Consider the following 17,961-nt stretch of genomic DNA (forward strand, 5'->3'; position numbering starts at 1 on the left):
TTAAGGGCCTGGGAGGTACCCCCAGAGCGGGGGGACCCCCATCGTCCCTGGGGGCTGCCGCCCCCAGCCCCCCGCTTCGGCCTGAACGGCCTCGTCCTCAAACGCCGGACGGGCTGAAAGACCACCTTCGCCGGACGGACCGAAGGACTCCGCCGGCCGGGGGTATGGAGGGCGCACGCCCCCACCCACCCGCAGTCGCCAGACCACGGAAGCCGTGCCGTGCCGGTACATCACATGCCCGTCGCTTACGCCCGGATCTGGAAACGTCTCCCCACAAGCCAACGTCTGATCCACCGGCGACGGGCGGATGTACCGGCACGGCACGGCCCCGACCTCCATCCGGCGGAAAGCGAACCCCCCGCCCCGCCGGCGAGGCGCTACGCGTCGTAGACGTCCGCCTTCCGAGGCATAGGATCCTGCACCGCAGTACTGAGAAACGCCGACCGATTGCCGAACTTCTCGGTATCGACCCCGTTCTCCTCCAGCACCCTGATCGCCGCGGAGTGCACCACCCGCAACACAGGCGCAGCCGCCCGCAGCGCGTCATCGGCCATGAACCGATGCCGCCACGGCTGATCGGCCCAGGCGTGCCGCAGCCCGAAGGGCTCGGGAAGCGTCACCGTCCCGCCCAGCCAGTTCAGCAGCGGCGGATACCAGGTGAACGGAGCCCGCACAGCCAGCCGCACGACCTCGTCCGTCGTCACCAGCGGCAGAGTCACCTTCCGGGTCTCCCAGAACTTGACCGCCTTGGCGACCTCCTTCGTCGGAGCCTCCGGCTTCGTCGTGAAGAGCGAGTTCACCGGCCCCAGCGCATGCCCGGTGACCTCGATGCGCAGCGTCTCGTGCAGCACGGTGACGGTGATCAGCATGGTGATGATCAACTGGCCGTCCCAGAGCGTCCATTGGACCCCGAGGTAGTGCCGGTCCCCGCTGCCGAACTGCTGCTTGTTGCAGATGTCCTGTATGGCATGCGTCTTGATCGTGTACGCATCGACATCCGTACCGCCCGGCCGGGACACGGCCTTCGCGTTCTCCCCGATCGGCGTGACGATCCAGTGCTTGATCGAAGGGGCCGGGAACCCCCCGGTGTTGAGCGGCCCCCGCTCCAGCATCCGCAGCTGGTCGTGGACGGACCGTATGACGTCCCAACTGCGGAAGGGATGGATCTCCTTGTCCGCCTCACGAGGCACCAGGTCCTCGGCGAGCTGCCAGCTACCCCAGCGCGTCCCCATGCCGAGTATCCCCTTGGGCCCGGCGTAGAAGACGGAGTTGGACTGCTGCTCGGCGGTGAGCCGGGCGAGCGCCTGCCGCAGCCGCTCGGCGGCGGTCTCACCGGGGCTCCCGGGCACGGCCTCGGGGATCTTGGCGCCGATCCCGCCGCCGGACAGCAGACTGCCCCAGCGCTCGCGCAGGTCCTTGGCCGTGCGCTCGCAGATCTGCTTGGCCCAGAGCCATCCGACGACCGGCAGCACGATGGCCGCCCGGGCGTACCAGGCCCAGAAACCCGTGAGCGGCGTACGGATGAGGAAGATCACGGCGACGGCGCCGACGGCGACGAGGAGCGCCGTCGCGAGGGCGGAGGCCCGCTTGTCCTCACGCTTGGCGATCTGCGTGCGGATCTGGAAGACCAGCAGCCAGACGAGCAGCCCGGGCAGGAAGAGAAGCCCGCACAGCACCATCACGGCCGACAGCCAGTTGTCGCGCTCCCGGCGGATGCGGTTCGCGGCCAGGCAGTGCTCCACGATGACCTGCGGGTCGGTGCCGAAGGACTGGATGAGCGGCTTGCGGCCGGTGCCCAGCATGCGGTCCACCACGGCCCGCGAGAAGGCTTCGCCCAGGTTCGGCGAGAACAGCTTGATCCTTCCGTCCTTGACGGTGGACTTGTGCCACTCGTTGTCGGCCTTGAGGATTTCCTTGACCTCGTTGTCCCGGTACGCCGCCGAGGCCAGCGCGAAGGTCGCCGCCGTCTGCCCCGCGGAGCCCGAGAGCGGCACCTGCGCCCCGGGAGTGAAATCGAAACCGTCGAATGCCACTTCCGCCCCCATCGCCGCTGCCCGCTCCTGCGGCTTTTCCCGACTTGCCTGCCCCGCACACCTGTTGATCAGGTCATCGTCTTGATCAGGTTCTCAGAGTATCGGCCGCGACCGACATTCGTCGGCGGACGGCCGAAGCCGCCCGCCGATGCACGAGACGCTCAACCGTCAAGCGTCCTTGGCCTGTTCACGAATCCTTTCGGCGACCTGAGACGGCATCGGCTCGTGCCGCGCGTACCTGCGGTTGAAGCGCGCGGTCCCGTGCGAGAGGGAACGCAGATCGACGGCGTACCGCCCGATCTCGATCTCCGGGACCTCGGCCCGTACGAGGGTCCGCCCGCCGCCCGCCTGCTCGGTGCCGACGACCCGGCCGCGCCGCCCCGACAGGTCGCTCATCACGGCGCCCACGTATTCGTCGCCGACCAGGACCGTCACCTCGGCCACCGGCTCCAGGAGATGGATCCTGGCGTCGGCGGCCGCCTCGCGCAGGGCGAGCGCACCCGCCGTCTGGAACGCGGCGTCGGAGGAGTCCACCGAGTGCGCCTTGCCGTCGAGCAGCGTGATCCGTACGTCGATGAGCGGATAGCCCGCGGCCACGCCCTTGGCGGCCTGGGCGCGGACGCCCTTCTCGACGGACGGGATGAACTGCCGCGGTACGGCCCCGCCGACGACCTTGTCCACGAACTCGATGCCGGAGCCGTTCGGCAGCGGTTCGACCTCGATCTCGCAGATCGCGTACTGGCCGTGCCCGCCGGACTGCTTCACATGGCGGCCGCGTCCGGCGGACCTGTCCGCGAACGTCTCCCGTAGGGAGACCTTGTGCGGCACGACGTCGACCTGGACGCCGTAGCGGCTGCGCAGGCGCTCCAGGGCGACGTCCGCGTGGGCCTCGCCCAGGCACCACAGGACGACCTGGTGGGTGTTCTGGTTCTGCTCCAGACGCATGGTGGGGTCCTCGGCGACCAGCCGGGCGAGGCCCTGCGAGAGCTTGTCCTCGTCGGGCTTGCTGTGCGCCTGGATGGCGAGAGGCAGCAGCGGGTCGGGCATCTGCCACGGTTCCATGAGCAGCGGGTCGTCCTTGGCCGAGAGGGTGTCCCCGGTCTCGGCGCGGTTCAGTTTCGCCACGCACGCCAGGTCGCCGGCGATGCACTGCGAGAGGATGCGCTGCTGCTTGCCGAACGGCGTGGACAGGGCGCCGACGCGCTCGTCGACGTCATGGTCCTCGTGACCCCGGTCGGTCATTCCGTGCCCGGACACGTGCACCGTCTGGTCGGGGCGCAGGGTGCCCGAGAAGACGCGTACGAGCGATACCCGGCCCACGTACGGGTCGCTGGCCGTCTTCACGACCTCCGCGAGCAGCGGCCCGTTCGGGTCGCAGGCGTTCACCTCGCGCGGTGCGCCCTCCGGCGTCGTGACCGTGGGTGCCTCGCGCTCCAGCGGGGTCGGGAAGCCGCCCGTGACGAGGTCGAGGAGCTCGACCGTGCCGAGGCCCTGACGGGCGCCCTCGGCGGCCGGAGCGGCGGCCAGCACCGGGAAGAAGGTCCCGCGCGCCACGGCCCGCTCAAGATCCTGCACGAGGGTCTTCAGGTCGATCTCCTCGCCGCCGAGGTAGCGGTCCATGAGGGTCTCGTCCTCGCTCTCGGCGATGATCCCCTCGATCAGCCGGTTGCGTGCCTCCTCGATGTGTGGCAGCTGGTCGGGTCCAGGCTCGGCCTCCTTGCGCTCCCCGGAGGAGTAGTCGAACAGCCGCTGGGAGAGGAGCCCGGTCAGCCCTGTCACGGGGGCGTGCCCGTCGGGACCCTCCTCGCCGCGCAGCGGCAGATACAGGGGCAGTACGGCGTCGGGGTCGTCCGCGCCGAAGGCCTCCGCGCAGATCCGCGTCATCTCCTCGAAGTCCGCCCTGGCGGCTTCCAGATGCGTGATCACGATGGCCCGCGGCATGCCGACGGCCGCGCACTCCTCCCACACCATGCGGGTCGAGCCGTCCACGCCGTCCGAGGCCGAGACGACGAAAAGGGCCGCGTCCGCCGCTCGCAGACCGGCCCTCAGCTCCCCGACGAAGTCGGCGTATCCGGGAGTGTCGAGGATATTGATCTTGTATCCGTCCCAGTCGACGGGTACCAGGGAGAGCTGCACCGAGCGCTGCTGCCGGTGCTCGATCTCGTCGTAGTCGGAGACGGTGCCGCCGTCCTCCACGCGGCCCGCCCGGTTCACCGCTCCCGCTGTCAGCGCGAGAGCTTCCACCAGAGTCGTCTTGCCCGATCCGCTGTGGCCGACCAGCACCACATTCCGTACGGACGCGGGGTGGTCGGCCGCTGTAGCCCTGCCGGCGGCTCCGGGGTGTGCGTTCGCCTTGTCGCCCATGGCCTTGCCTCCCGTGCACGGTGAGGTCTCTGTGGGCGCGGGCATAGGGAGGCCGCGTGCGGTGGCGGCTCCGATGACGCCCGCGGTGTCTTCGAGCTTTGCACTCACGTCACGGTGCGTCCATACGGAGGACGCGATCCCGTCGTGACACCGGTGGCATCCCGTCGTGACGCCTGGGTGCGGGTGCCCGGCCGTCGCACACCCGCGCGCGTGGCTACGATGGGCCAGCCGGAGGCCAGCAGGGGCCCCTCGGCGACACCGACCCTCGGGAAGGCCATGCTGAACAAGTACGCGCGTGCATTCTTCACGCGTGTCCTCACACCGTTCGCCGCGTTTCTCATCCGCCGGGGGGTAAGCCCCGACGCGGTGACCCTCCTGGGCACGGCCGGAGTCGTGGCGGGCGCGCTGGTCTTCTACCCCCGGGGAGAGTTCTTCTGGGGCACGATCGTCATCACGCTCTTCGTGTTCTCGGACCTGGTCGACGGCAACATGGCGCGCCAGCTCGGCCGCTCCAGCCGCTGGGGCGCCTTCCTCGACTCGACCCTCGACCGGGTCGCAGACGGCGCGATCTTCGGCGGCTTCACGCTCTGGTACGCGGGCAACGGCGACAACAACGTCCTGTGCGCCGTCTCGATCTTCTGCCTGGCCAGCGGCCAGGTGGTCTCGTACACCAAGGCCCGCGGCGAGTCGATCGGTCTGCCCGTCGCGGTCAACGGCCTGGTCGAGCGCGCCGAGCGGCTGGTGATCTCGCTGGTCGCGGCCGGGCTCGCGGGACTGCACACCTTCGGTGTGCCCGGCATCCAGGTGCTGCTGCCCATCGCGCTGTGGATCGTCGCCGTCGGCAGCCTCGTCACGCTCGTCCAGCGCGTCGTGACGGTGCACAAGGAGTCCGCGGAGGCGGACGCGGCCGCGGCCCAGAACAGCGAGGCGACGTCATGAGCAGCCTCCAGGACAAGCTGGTAGACGGGGCGTACGCGCTCGGCTGGAGCGCGGTCAAGAAGCTCCCCGAGCCGGTCGCCGTACACCTGGGCCGCACCGTCGCGGACATCGCCTGGAAGAGGCGCGTCAAGGGCATACAACGCCTGGAGAGCAACTACGCGCGCGTGGTGCCCGGCGCGACCCCGGAACGGCTCGCCGAACTCTCCAAGGCGGGTATGCGCTCGTACCTGCGCTACTGGATGGAATCCTTCCGCCTGCCCGCCTGGAGCGAGGAGCGCGTGAAGACGGGCTTCGACCCGAAGGACGTGCACTACCTCACCGACGGGCTCGCCTCCGGCAAGGGCGTGATCCTGGCCCTCCCGCACATGGCCAACTGGGACCTCGCGGGCGCCTGGGTCACCACCAAGCTGGAGACGCCGTTCGCGACGGTCGCCGAGCGGCTCAAGCCCGAATCGCTGTACGACCGTTTTGTCGCCTATCGCGAGGGCCTCGGCATGGAGGTCCTGCCGCACAGCGGCGGCACCGCGTTCGGCACGCTGGCCCGGCGGCTGCGCGACGGCGGACTGATCTGCCTGGTCGCCGACCGCGACCTGTCCGCGTCCGGCGTCGAGGTGGAGTTCTTCGGCGAGGCGACCCGGATGCCCGCGGGCCCGGCCCTCCTCGCGCAGCAGACCGGCTCGCTGCTCCTCCCGGTGACGCTCTGGTACGACGAATCGCCCGTGATGCAGGGCCGCGTGCATCCCCCCGTCGACGTCCCCGAGGCAGGTACCCGGGCGGAAAAGACGTCTGCCATGACACAGGCGCTGGCCGACGCCTTCGCCTCGGGGATCGCCGACCATCCGGAGGACTGGCACATGCTGCAGCGCTTGTGGCTGAAAGACCTCGATGCCGGGAAGGCTCCGGCTAACTCCGCGAAGGGTCGCGGGAACGCCGTGCAGGATGCGGGGAACTCCGCGAGTGATCCCAAGAAGAACTCCGCGAGTGATCCCAAGAAGGGGACCCCGTGAGGATCGGCATCGTCTGCCCGTACTCCTGGGACGTGCCGGGCGGCGTCCAGTTCCACATTCGCGACCTGGCCGACCACCTCATCCGCCGCGGGCACGACGTCTCCGTCCTCGCCCCCGCCGACGACGAGACACCTCTCCCGCCGTACGTCGTCTCGGCGGGCCGGGCGGTTCCGGTGCCGTACAACGGCTCCGTGGCACGCCTGAACTTCGGCTTCCTGTCGGCGGCGCGGGTACGGCGCTGGCTGCACGACGGCACCTTCGACGTGATCCACATCCACGAGCCGGCCTCGCCCTCGCTCGGCCTGCTCGCCTGCTGGGCCGCGCAGGGGCCCATCGTCGCCACCTTCCACACCTCGAACCCGCGCTCCCGGGCGATGGTCGCCGCGTACTCGATCCTCCAGGCGGCCCTGGAGAAGATCAGCGCGCGGATCGCGGTGAGCGAGTACGCGCGCCGCACCCTCGTCGAACATCTGGGCGGCGACGCCGTCGTCATCCCGAACGGCGTCGACGTCGACTTCTTCGCACGCGCCAAGCCCAAGCCCGAGTGGCAGGGCGAAACCCTCGGCTTCATGGGCCGCATCGACGAGCCCCGCAAGGGCCTGCCGGTCCTCATGAAGGCCCTGCCGAAGATCCTCGCCGAACGCCCGCAGACGCGGCTCCTGGTCGCCGGGCGCGGCGACGAGGAAGAAGCCGTGGAGTCACTGCCCGCCGAGATGCGCTCCCGCGTCGAGTTCCTCGGCATGGTCAGCGACGAGGACAAGGCACGCTTCCTGCGCAGCGTCGACGTGTACATCGCGCCCAACACCGGCGGCGAGAGCTTCGGCATCATCCTCGTGGAGGCGCTGTCCGCGGGGGCACCGGTGCTCGCCTCCGACCTCGACGCGTTCGCCCAGGTCCTCGATCAGGGCGCGGCGGGCGAACTGTTCGCCAACGAGGACGCGGACGCGCTGGCCGCTGCCGCGCTCCGGCTCCTGGGCGACCCGGCACGCCGGGCGGAACTGCGCGAGCGCGGGAGCGCCCACGTACGCCGCTTCGACTGGTCGACGGTCGGGGCGGACATCCTGTCCGTGTACGAGACGGTGACGGACGGTGCGGCGGCGGTGGCCGCGGACGAACGCACAGGGCTGCGCGCCCGGTTCGGGCTGGCGCGGGACTGAACCTGCCGGACGCGTCGGGCGGGGGAGGGGCGAATCCTGGACCGGGCGCGGCGGTTTCCGTTGCGCCCGGGACCTGGACCGTACCCGGGTAGCGTCTCGGATTGGCTTAGCAAGCCTGAGCATTGCTCAGGGGTGTGGGCCAATCGCCTTCGTGCGCTGGTGCTGAACGGTGAGAACCGCCAGTCCGCGTGGCACGTCCCTCCGGACGCTGGTCGGTCAGGTCTCGCGACCTGGCCGAGGAGGGTGCCCGACGTCGCCTGGGCGCCGAGCGTGCGCGTGACAGGGCCACAGAATGACTACGTTTCGCTCATACGACTAGGGGAGCCTTGCCGCCCGTGACCGCAACCCTCATCTGGATCCTCGTCGCCCTCGTCGTGATCGGCCTCTACTTGAGCTGGACCGCCGGGCGTCTGGACCGGCTGCACGCCCGCATCGACGCCACCCGCGCCGCCCTCGACGCGCAGTTGCTGCGCCGTGCCTCCGTGGCGCAGGAGCTGGCCACGTCCGGGGTCCTCGATCCGGCCGCCTCGATCGTGCTGTACGAGGCGGCGCACGAGGCCCGGCAGGCCGAGGAGGAGCAGCGTGAGGTGGCCGAGAGCGAGCTGAGCCAGGCGCTCAGGGCAGTGTTCGGGGAGACGCAGCAGGTCGAGGCGGTGCGGGCCGCCCCTGGGGGTGAGGAGGCCGCGCGTGAGCTGGCGCAGGCCGTGCGGCGGGTGCCGATGGCCCGGCGCTTCCACAATGACGCCGTACGCGCCGCCCGCGCCCTCCGCCGCCACCGCAAGGTCCGCTGGTTCCGGCTGGCAGGCCACGCCCCGTTCCCGATGGCCTTCGAAATGGACGACGAGCCACCGGCTGCCCTGGCGGACCGCCCGACGAGCTGATTTCAGCCCGTCCGGCGTTTGAGGACGAGCGCGGAGCGCGATACGGGGGTCTGGGGGCGGAGCCCCCAGGTGCGGGACGGGTAGGGGCGGAGCGGGCGAAAACGATCCACCGGCTCCCTATTGGCCCTTGCTGTGGCCTGCTTCCCTCACGTTTCCTCGGTGGAGCACAAAACCCTCTTCACCGAGTGAGGTCAATCCGTGTCCAGCACGCTCTCCCACCCCGCCCAGACCCCCGAGACCGGCACCGCCCGCGTAAAGCGCGGCATGGCCGAGCAGCTCAAGGGCGGCGTGATCATGGACGTCGTCACGCCGGAGCAGGCGAAGATCGCCGAGGACGCGGGCGCCGTCGCCGTCATGGCCCTGGAGCGGGTCCCGGCCGACATCCGCAAGGACGGCGGAGTGGCCCGCATGTCCGACCCGGACATGATCGAGGGCATCATCGAGGCCGTGTCCATCCCGGTGATGGCCAAGTCGCGCATCGGCCACTTCGTCGAGGCCCAGGTGCTCCAGTCCCTCGGCGTCGACTACATCGACGAGTCCGAGGTCCTCACTCCGGCCGACGAGGTCAACCACTCCGACAAGTGGGCGTTCACCACCCCCTTCGTCTGTGGCGCCACCAACCTGGGCGAGGCTCTGCGCCGCATCGCCGAGGGTGCCGCCATGATCCGCTCGAAGGGCGAGGCCGGCACCGGCAATGTCGTCGAGGCCGTGCGCCACCTGCGCCAGATCAAGAACGAGATCGCGCGTCTGCGGGGCTACGACAACAACGAGCTGTACGCCGCCGCCAAGGAGCTGCGCGCCCCGTACGAGCTCGTCAAGGAGGTCGCCGAGCTCGGCAAGCTCCCGGTCGTGCTGTTCTCCGCCGGTGGCGTCGCCACCCCGGCCGACGCCGCCCTGATGCGCCAGCTCGGTGCCGAGGGTGTCTTCGTCGGCTCCGGCATCTTCAAGTCGGGCGACCCGGCCAAGCGCGCCGCCGCCATCGTGAAGGCCACCACCTTCTACGACGACCCGAAGGTCATCGCGGACGCGTCCCGCAACCTGGGCGAGGCCATGGTCGGCATCAACTGCGACACCCTCCCCGAGACCGAGCGCTACGCCAACCGCGGCTGGTAAGGCATCAGGTGGAGGCACATCACTCATGAACCCCCCCGTCATAGGCGTCCTGGCACTCCAGGGCGACGTACGGGAGCACCTGATCGCCCTGGCCGCGGCTGACGCCGTGGCCAGGCCGGTTCGGCGCCCCGAGGAGCTCGCCGAGGTGGATGGCCTGGTCATCCCCGGCGGCGAGTCCACCACCATCTCCAAGCTGGCCGTCCTCTTCGGAGTGATGGAACCCCTCCGCGCGCGCGTGCGGGACGGCATGCCCGTCTACGGCACCTGCGCGGGCATGATCATGCTCGCCGACAAGATCCTCGACCCGCGCTCGGGCCAGGAGACCATCGGCGGCATCGACATGATCGTGCGCCGCAACGCCTTCGGACGTCAGAACGAGTCCTTCGAGGCGGCTGTCCAATTCAAGGGCGTCGAGGGCGATCCTGTAGAGGGCGTCTTCATCCGCGCCCCCTGGGTCGAGTCCGTGGGCGCCGAGGCCGAGGTGCTCGCCGAGCACGACGGCCACATCGTCGCAGTCCGCCAGGGCAACGCGCTGGCCACGTCGTTCCACCCGGAACTGACCGGCGACCACCGCGTGCACGGCCTGTTCGTCGACATGGTGCGCGCGAACCGGGCACCGGAGTCCTTGTAGGATCTCTGCCGTTCGTACAGAGATGGGTTACGCGAAGGAGACAGGCAGATGTCCGGCCACTCTAAATGGGCCACGACGAAGCACAAGAAGGCCGTGATCGACGCCAAGCGCGGCAAGCTCTTCGCGAAGCTGATCAAGAACATCGAGGTCGCGGCGCGCATGGGCGGCGTCGACGTGGACGGCAACCCGACGCTCTACGACGCCGTACAGAAGGCGAAGAGGTCGTCGGTTCCGAACAAGAACATCGACTCCGCGATCAAGCGCGGTGGCGGTCTCGAAGCTGGTGGCGCCGACTACGAGACGATCATGTACGAGGGCTACGGCCCGAACGGTGTCGCGGTGCTCATCGAGTGCCTCACCGACAACCGCAACCGCGCCGCCTCGGACGTCCGCGTCGCCATGACCCGCAACGGTGGCTCGATGGCCGACCCGGGCTCCGTGTCGTACCTGTTCAACCGCAAGGGTGTCGTGATCGTCCCCAAGGGCGAGCTGACCGAGGACGACGTCCTGGGTGCCGTGCTCGACGCGGGCGCCGAAGAGGTCAACGACCTCGGTGAGTCCTTCGAGGTCATCTCCGAGGCCACCGACCTGGTCGCGGTGCGCACCGCGCTCCAGGAGGCCGGAATCGACTATGACTCGGCCGACGCCAACTTCGTCCCGACCATGCAGGTCGAGCTGGACGAGGAGGGTGCCCGGAAGATCTTCAAGCTGATCGACGCCCTCGAGGACAGCGACGACGTGCAGAACGTGTTCGCCAACTTCGACGTGAGCGACGACATCATGGAGAAGGTCGACGCGTAGCGCTGCCGCTTTTGCGGAGATTTCGCCGGGCCGGTGGGGACACGTCCCCACCGGCCCGGCGTCGTTGTCGGTGGCAGCGGATAGCCTGGCGAGGACAGATGATGATCGCTGTCCACGGACCGTAACCATCAATTGAGGAACCACGACGGCGATCAGCCATCTCCGCGAGAGCGGCGGCGGTTCAGCCGCAGAAGGGGCGGGGCGGGGTGCGGGTACTGGGTGTTGACCCGGGGTTGACCCGGTGCGGTGTCGGTGTGGTCGAAGGAGTCGCGGGACGGACCCTGACCATGCGCGGCGTCGGTGTCGTACGCACCCCGGTGGACGCCGAGTTGGGCCTGCGCCTCGTCGCCGTCGAGCAGGGCATCGAGCAGTGGCTCGACGAGTACCGGCCCGAATTCGTCGCCGTGGAGCGCGTGTTCAGCCAGCACAACGTCCGTACGGTGATGGGCACGGCCCAGGCCAGCGCCGTCGCCATGCTCTGCGCCGCCCGGCGTGGCATCCCCGTCGCCCTGCACACCCCGAGCGAGGTCAAGGCCGCCGTCACCGGCAGCGGACGCGCGGACAAGGCCCAGGTCGGGGCGATGGTCACCCGCCTGCTCCGGCTCGACGCGCCCCCCAGACCCGCCGACGCGGCGGACGCCCTCGCCCTTGCCATCTGCCACATCTGGCGCGCCCCCGCCCAGAACCGGCTCCAGCAGGCCGTCGCGCAGAACCGCCTCCAGCAGGCCGCCGCCCAGCACGCATCGAAACTCGCATCGAAAGGCCGTACCGCATGATCGCCTTCGTCAGCGGCCCCGTCGCCGCACTCGCCCCCGATTCCGCGGTGGTCGAGGTCGGCGGCATCGGCATCGCGGTGCAGTGCACCCCCAACACCCTCTCCGGGCTCCGCACGGGGCAGCAGACCAGGCTCGCGACCTCCCTCGTCGTCCGCGAGGACTCGCTGACCCTGTACGGCTTCGCGGACGACGACGAGCGGCAGACGTTCGAGCTGCTGCAGACCGCGAGCGGCGTCGGCCCGCGCCTGGCCCAGGCGATGCTCGCCGTGCACAGCCCGGACGCGCTGCGCCGAGCGGTGTCCACCGGCGACGAGAAGGCGCTCACCGCCGTCCCCGGCATCGGCAGGAAGGGCGCCCAGAAACTCCTCCTGGAGCTCAAGGACCGGCTCGGCGAACCGTTCGGCACCGGCGGCCCGGCCATCGGTACGGCGGTCACCACCGGCTGGCGCGACCAGCTGCACGCCGCGCTCATCAGCCTCGGCTACGCGACGCGCGAGGCCGACGAAGCCGTCTCCGCGGTCGCCCCGCAGGCCGAGGCGGCCGAGGGCACACCCCCGGTGGGCCAGCTCCTCAAGGCCGCTCTGCAGACTTTGAACCGAGCCCGCTGACCACCGGCCGTCCGTCGGCCCCCGACCGCGCCCGCCGACTGCCGGCCGCCCGACCACCACACCGCGAGGCACACGCAATGAACTGGGACGACACGACCGACGAGACCGCCGCCGAGCGGCTCGTGGACTCTGTCGCCGACCGCGAGGACCAGGCCGTCGAGGCCGCCTTGCGCCCCAAGGACCTGGACGAGTTCATCGGCCAGGAGAAGGTCCGCGAGCAGCTCGACCTCGTCCTGCGCGCCGCACGCGCGCGTGGCGCCACCGCCGATCACGTGCTCCTCTCGGGTGCCCCCGGACTCGGCAAGACCACCCTCTCGATGATCATCGCGGCCGAGATGGACGCCCCGATCCGCATCACCAGCGGCCCCGCCATCCAGCACGCCGGAGACCTCGCCGCGATCCTCTCCTCCCTCCAGGAGGGAGAAGTGCTGTTCCTCGACGAGATCCACCGCATGTCCCGGCCCGCCGAGGAGATGCTCTACATGGCGATGGAGGACTTCCGCGTCGACGTCATCGTCGGCAAGGGCCCCGGCGCCACCGCGATCCCGCTGGAGCTGCCCGCCTTCACCCTGGTCGGCGCCACCACGCGCGCGGGTCTGCTGCCGCCCCCGCTGCGCGACCGCTTCGGCTTCACCGCGCACATGGAGTTCTACGAGCCCGCCGAGCTGGAGCGCGTCGTCCACCGCTCGGCGCAGTTGCTCGACGTCGAGATCGGCTCGGAGGGCGCCGCCGAGATCGCCGGGCGCTCCCGGGGCACCCCCCGTATCGCCAACCGCCTGCTGCGCCGCGTACGCGACTACGCCCAGGTCAAGGCCGACGGAATCATCACCCGTGAGATCGCGGCGGCCGCGCTGCAGGTCTACGAGGTCGACGCCCGCGGCCTCGACCGCCTCGACCGAGGTGTCCTGGAAGCCCTGCTCAAGCTCTTCGGCGGCGGTCCGGTCGGCCTGTCCACGCTCGCCGTCGCGGTGGGGGAGGAGCGCGAGACCGTAGAGGAGGTCGCCGAGCCCTTCCTCGTACGGGAAGGACTGCTCGCCCGTACTCCCCGTGGCCGCGTGGCCACACCGGCGGCATGGGCGCATCTGGGACTCACCCCGCCCCGCCAGTCACCCGGTGGAAACGGACAAGGGGACCTGTTCGGGGCGTGACGGCGCGGACAGGTGCCGGGCCAGGAACCCCGGTGCCATGCTGAGCGTTGTTCCCTGAGTGCGGACTCGCTTAGACTCCGCCGATGCCGCCCTTGTGGGCGGCGCCCACCACCCCCATTCACCAGGCCGCTCTTCCCGCGGTCGTGCGAAGGAAACTCCGTCCCGTGAATATCGTGACCCTCCTCCCGTTCATCGTGCTCATCGGGGCCATGTTCCTGATGACCCGCTCGGCCAAGCGCAAGCAGAACCAGGCCGCGCAGATGCGTAACCAGATGCAGCCCGGCGCCGGCGTCCGCACGATCGGGGGCATGTACGCGACGGTCAAGGACGTCAGCGAGGACACGGTCCTCCTTGACGCCGGCCCGGGGGTCGAGCTTCTCTTCGCCAAGAACGCGATCGGTGCCGTCCTGACCGACGACGAGTACAACCGCATCGTCCACGGCATCGAGCACGACCTGAAGACCGACGGCGCCGTCGTCCCGGACGACGCCTCCTCCCTCACCGAGACCGACGAGCCCGCCGCCGACGCCTCTTCCGACGCTTCCGACGACAAGCCCATCGACCTCGGCAAGAAGGACGCGGCGGACGAGCCGGCCGACGAACCCGCCGAGGCGAAGGCCGACAAGGCCGACGAGGCCAAGGTCGACGAAGCAGAGCCGAAGAAGACCGACGGCGAGGCCGGCGCGAAGTAGTCACGACCCGGGAAGCACGGCGCGACCCGCTCGCGCCCCGTGCCTTCCGGGACGTGCTGTTTCTCGCACGAAGTCCCGACACCATGGCATGGCCGCCCGCGCGCTGACCGGGCGCGAGGCGGCCCGAGAGGGAGTACGAGAAGGTGGCAGCACCGAAGAAGGGCCGGAGCGCGAGCGCCCAGAGCAGGCCGGGGCGCTCACTGGCCCTAATCCTGATCGCCATCGCGGCGCTCACCGGGGGGATGTTCTACTCCGGGCACCCCACCCCGCGTCTCGGCATCGACCTCGCCGGCGGCACGAGCATCACGCTTGAGGCGAAGAACGAGCCCGGCCAGCCCAACGCGATCAACAAGACCAACATGGACACCGCGGTAGACATCATGAACCGCCGTGTCAACGGTCTCGGCGTCTCCGAGGCGGAGGTGCAGACCCAGGGCGACAAGAACATCATCGTCAACATCCCCAAGGGCACGAACTCCAAGCAGGCCCGGGAGCAGGTCGGCACCACCGCCAAGCTCTACTTCCGTCCGGTCCTGACCACCGAGGTCTCCGGCGCCGCCGCGACGGCCAGCCCCTCGCCGAGCGCCTCCGACAGCGCTTCCGGCAAGCCCACCGACAAGGCGAGCCCCTCGGCGTCCAGCTCCGCGACCCCGTCGGCCACCGCCACCTCCCAGGGCCGCGCGGTCACCGACGCCCTGAAGGCCGACACCACGCCGTCGGCCGGCAGCTCAGCCTCCGCGAGCTCCTCGGCGTCCGCCGGCGCCTCCGCCGATGCGTCGCCGTCCCCGAGCGGCAGCGCCGACGACGACACGGCCAAGCTCCAGGCCGAGTACACCGCGCTCGACTGCACCAACAGGGAGGCCCGCGCCAAGGCCGGCGAGGGCGCCAGGCCCACCGACCCCACTGTGGCCTGCGGCCAGAACTCCTCTGGCCAGTGGCAGAAGTACATCCTGGGCCCGGCCGAGGTGTCCGGTACGGACATCAAGAAGGCCGCCGCCGTCTACGACACGCAGAGCGCCGCGGGCTGGAAAGTCACCATGGACTTCACGTCCGGTGGCGCCAAGAAGTTCGCCAGCATCACCGGCAAGCTCGCGCAGAACCAGTCCCCGCAGAACCAGTTCGCCATCGTCCTCGACGGTGAGGTCGTCTCCGACCCGTACGTCAGCCAGGCGCTGACCGGCGGCAACGCGGAGATCTCCGGCAGCTTCAGCCAGACCGAGGCGCAGGACCTGGCCAACATGCTGAAGTACGGCGCCCTGCCGCTCACCTTCACGGAGGCGAGCGTCACCACGGTGACCGCCGCGCTCGGTGGTGAGCAGCTGCAGGCCGGTCTGATCGCCGGCGCCATCGGCCTGGCCCTGGTCGTCATCTACCTGGTGGTCTACTACCGGGGCCTGTCGCTCATCGCCGTCGCCTCCCTGCTCGTCTCCGCCGGGCTCACGTATGTGCTCATGTCGTTGCTCGGCCCGACCATCGGCTTCGCGCTGAATCTCCCGGCCGTCTGTGGTGCGATCGTCGCGATCGGTATCACGGCGGACTCGTTCATCGTGTACTTCGAACGCATCCGGGACGAGATCCGCGAGGGCCGTTCGCTGCGGCCCGCCGTCGAGCGTGCCTGGCCGCGCGCCCGGCGCACCATCCTGGTCTCCGACTTCGTGTCGTTCCTGGCCGCCGCGGTGCTGTTCATCGTCACCGTCGGAAAGGTCCAGGGCTTCGCGTTCACGCTCGGTCTGACCACCCTGCTCGACGTGGTCGTGGTCTTCTTCTTCACCAAGCCGCTGATGACGATCCTGGCCCGCAAGAAGTTCTTCGCGAGCGGTCACAGCTGGTCCGGCCTCGACCCGAAGCGACTGGGCGCCAAGCCGCCGCTGCGCCGCACCCGTCGCGCGTCCGCCCCCGTCGACACGAAGGAGGCGTGAGATGTCGAAACTCGGCACCCTCGGCGCCCGGCTCCACCGCGGCGAGATCGGCTACGACTTCGTCGGCAAGCGCAAGATCTGGTACGGCATCTCGATCCTCATCACCATCACGGCCATCCTCGGCCTGACGGTGCGCGGCCTGAACATGGGCATCGAGTTCCAGGGTGGAGCCGTCTTCACCACCGAGAGGACCAGCGTCTCGGTGACCCAGGCCGAGACGTACGCGGAAGAGGCCTCCGGCCACGACGCGATCGTCCAGAAGCTCGGCAACGGCGGCCTGCGCATCCAGGTCGCCGGCATCGACACCGCACAGTCCGACCAGATCAATGAGCAGCTCGCCAAGGATCTGAAGATCGACGCGGACAAGATCAACGCGGAGCTGGTCGGCCCCAGCTGGGGTGACCAGGTCGCCAACAAGGCCTGGCAGGGTCTGGCGATCTTCATGGTCCTCGTGGTGATCTACCTGGCCATCGCCTTCGAGTGGCGCATGGCCCTGGCCGCGCTCGTCGCCCTGATCCACGACATCACCATCACGGTCGGCATCTACGCCCTGGTGGGCTTCGAAGTCACCCCGGGCACGGTGATCGGCCTGCTCACGATCCTCGGTTACTCGCTCTATGACACGGTCGTCGTCTTCGACAGTCTCAAGGAGCAGACGAAGGACATCACCAAGCAGACCCGCTACACCTACAGCGAGGTCGCCGACCGCTCGATCAACGGCACCCTGGTCCGCTCCATCAACACCACGGTGGTCGCGCTGCTCCCGGTCGGGGGCCTGCTGTTCATCGGTGGCGGTGTCCTCGGTGCCGGCATGCTCAACGACATCTCGCTGTCGCTGTTCGTCGGCCTCGCGGCCGGTGCGTACTCCTCGATCTTCATCGCCACGCCGCTCGTCGCCGACCTCAAGGAGCGCGAGCCGCAGATGAAGGCCCTGCGCAAGCGCGTGCTCGCCAAGCGGGCCCAGGCAGCCGCCAAGGGCGATTCCCTGGAACCCCAGGCCGTCGGCGAGGCGTACGACGACGAGCCGGAGGACGCCGCCCCGGCGGTCGTCGGCCCGCGCAACCAGCCCGCGTCCCGCACCCGCGGCCGCGGCCGACCCTCCGGGAAGCGCCGATGACCGACATCGAAGAGCTGCTGCTCAGCCGCATCCGCGATGTCGCCGACTACCCGGAACCCGGGGTGATGTTCAAGGACATCACCCCGCTCCTGGCGGACCCGGCGGCCTTCACGGCGCTCACCGACGCGCTCGCGGACATCGCCGTCCGCACCGAGGCCACGAAGATCGTCGGCCTGGAGGCCCGCGGCTTCATCCTCGCCGCCCCGGTCGCCGTCCGCGCCGGGATCGGCTTCATCCCCGTACGCAAGGTGGGCAAGCTCCCCGGAGCGACCCTGTCGCAGGCGTACGACCTGGAGTACGGCTCCGCCGAGATCGAGGTGCACGCCGAGGACCTGGCCGTGGGCGACCGCGTTCTGGTCATCGACGACGTCCTCGCCACCGGTGGCACCGCCGAGGCCTCGCTCCAGCTCATCCGGCGGGCGGGCGCCGAGGTCGCGGGCGTCGCCGTGCTGATGGAGCTCGGCTTCCTGGGCGGCCGCGGCCGCCTGGAACCGGCGCTCGCGGGCGTTCCGCTGGAGGCGCTCCTCCAGGTCTGAGGACCGAGGTCCGAGGATGCCGGTCTGAGGATCGAAGTCTTAGCACCCCGGGGAAAGCCTCAGGACAGGCCTCGGAAAGCCCTGAGACACCCGTAGGACGCCGCGGAGGCGGGCCCGGAGGAATCCGGCGCCCGCCTCTTGCGTTCCTCTGGTACGAGACCGTCCCAACGGCCGGAAGCGAGTCAGACGCCCAGGATCGCTACCATGGGGTTTCCGGAGCCTGACCGGGGGACCCGGAA

At 70.0% G+C, this 17,961-nt stretch carries 16 protein-coding genes; 14 read left to right on the forward strand and 2 right to left on the reverse strand.

Annotation, left to right across the window (positions count from 1 at the left end):
• Nucleotides 1-377: 377 nt before the first annotated feature.
• Entirely contained in the window at nt 378-2,045 is a 1,668-nt protein-coding gene (locus C4B68_RS33265; RefSeq protein ID WP_099500211.1) for a hypothetical protein, read from the reverse strand.
• 156 nt (nt 2,046-2,201) lie between these two features.
• The gene (locus tag C4B68_RS33270) at nt 2,202-4,397 is read right to left on the reverse strand and encodes an elongation factor G-like protein EF-G2 (RefSeq protein ID WP_099500212.1); all 2,196 of its coding nucleotides are present in this window, start codon (nt 4,395-4,397) and stop codon (nt 2,202-2,204) included.
• A gap of 219 nt (nt 4,398-4,616) precedes the next feature.
• On the opposite strand from C4B68_RS33270, the gene pgsA reads away from it, so the two are divergent.
• The 14 genes from pgsA (at nt 4,617) to C4B68_RS33340 (ending at nt 17,722) form a co-directional block, all read left to right on the forward strand.
• Nucleotides 4,617-5,336, forward strand: a complete 720-nt coding sequence (gene pgsA, locus C4B68_RS33275; RefSeq protein ID WP_099500213.1) for a phosphatidylinositol phosphate synthase — start codon at nt 4,617-4,619, stop codon at nt 5,334-5,336.
• Complete coding sequence (locus tag C4B68_RS33280; RefSeq protein WP_099500214.1) at nt 5,333-6,343, forward strand: phosphatidylinositol mannoside acyltransferase; 1,011 nt, start codon at nt 5,333-5,335, stop codon at nt 6,341-6,343. Before pgsA ends, C4B68_RS33280 begins: the two co-directional genes overlap by 4 nt.
• Nucleotides 6,340-7,500, forward strand: a complete 1,161-nt coding sequence (locus C4B68_RS33285) for a glycosyltransferase family 4 protein (protein ID WP_099500215.1) — start codon at nt 6,340-6,342, stop codon at nt 7,498-7,500. The genes C4B68_RS33280 and C4B68_RS33285 overlap by 4 nt, the downstream gene beginning before the upstream one ends.
• 335 nt (nt 7,501-7,835) lie before the next feature.
• Nucleotides 7,836-8,381, forward strand: coding sequence for a LemA family protein (locus tag C4B68_RS33290; RefSeq protein WP_099500216.1), 546 nt, complete (start codon nt 7,836-7,838; stop codon nt 8,379-8,381).
• A gap of 198 nt (nt 8,382-8,579) precedes the next feature.
• Nucleotides 8,580-9,494, forward strand: coding sequence for a pyridoxal 5'-phosphate synthase lyase subunit PdxS (pdxS, locus tag C4B68_RS33295; RefSeq protein WP_099500217.1), 915 nt, complete (start codon nt 8,580-8,582; stop codon nt 9,492-9,494).
• Nucleotides 9,495-9,519: 25 nt separating this feature from the next.
• A complete protein-coding gene (gene pdxT / locus C4B68_RS33300) occupies nt 9,520-10,125 on the forward strand; it encodes a pyridoxal 5'-phosphate synthase glutaminase subunit PdxT (protein WP_099500218.1) in 606 nt (201 codons plus the stop codon).
• A 48-nt stretch (nt 10,126-10,173) separates the two neighbouring features.
• Nucleotides 10,174-10,926 carry a YebC/PmpR family DNA-binding transcriptional regulator gene (locus tag C4B68_RS33305; RefSeq protein WP_099500219.1) on the forward strand — a complete coding sequence of 251 codons (753 nt, stop codon included), beginning with the start codon at nt 10,174-10,176 and terminating at the stop codon, nt 10,924-10,926.
• Between the two features lie 206 nt (nt 10,927-11,132).
• On the forward strand, nt 11,133-11,702 hold the full coding sequence (gene ruvC / locus C4B68_RS33310) for a crossover junction endodeoxyribonuclease RuvC (protein WP_099500220.1): 570 nt from the start codon (nt 11,133-11,135) through the stop codon (nt 11,700-11,702).
• A complete protein-coding gene (ruvA, locus tag C4B68_RS33315; RefSeq protein ID WP_099500221.1) occupies nt 11,699-12,310 on the forward strand; it encodes a Holliday junction branch migration protein RuvA in 612 nt (203 codons plus the stop codon). The genes ruvC and ruvA overlap by 4 nt, the downstream gene beginning before the upstream one ends.
• Nucleotides 12,311-12,387: 77 nt before the next feature.
• The gene (ruvB, locus tag C4B68_RS33320) at nt 12,388-13,458 is read left to right on the forward strand and encodes a Holliday junction branch migration DNA helicase RuvB (RefSeq protein ID WP_099500222.1); all 1,071 of its coding nucleotides are present in this window, start codon (nt 12,388-12,390) and stop codon (nt 13,456-13,458) included.
• A 164-nt stretch (nt 13,459-13,622) separates the two neighbouring features.
• Nucleotides 13,623-14,150 carry a preprotein translocase subunit YajC gene (gene yajC, locus C4B68_RS33325; protein ID WP_099500223.1) on the forward strand — a complete coding sequence of 176 codons (528 nt, stop codon included), beginning with the start codon at nt 13,623-13,625 and terminating at the stop codon, nt 14,148-14,150.
• Between the two features lie 143 nt (nt 14,151-14,293).
• Nucleotides 14,294-16,069, forward strand: a complete 1,776-nt coding sequence (gene secD / locus C4B68_RS33330) for a protein translocase subunit SecD (protein WP_099500224.1) — start codon at nt 14,294-14,296, stop codon at nt 16,067-16,069.
• 1 nt (nt 16,070) lies between these two features.
• On the forward strand, nt 16,071-17,186 hold the full coding sequence (gene secF, locus C4B68_RS33335) for a protein translocase subunit SecF (RefSeq protein ID WP_099500225.1): 1,116 nt from the start codon (nt 16,071-16,073) through the stop codon (nt 17,184-17,186).
• Entirely contained in the window at nt 17,183-17,722 is a 540-nt protein-coding gene (locus C4B68_RS33340; RefSeq protein ID WP_099500226.1) for an adenine phosphoribosyltransferase, read from the forward strand. Before secF ends, C4B68_RS33340 begins: the two co-directional genes overlap by 4 nt.
• Nucleotides 17,723-17,961 lie beyond the last annotated feature (239 nt).

This window comes from Streptomyces dengpaensis (assembly GCF_002946835.1).
Lineage (GTDB): Bacteria > Actinomycetota > Actinomycetes > Streptomycetales > Streptomycetaceae > Streptomyces > Streptomyces dengpaensis.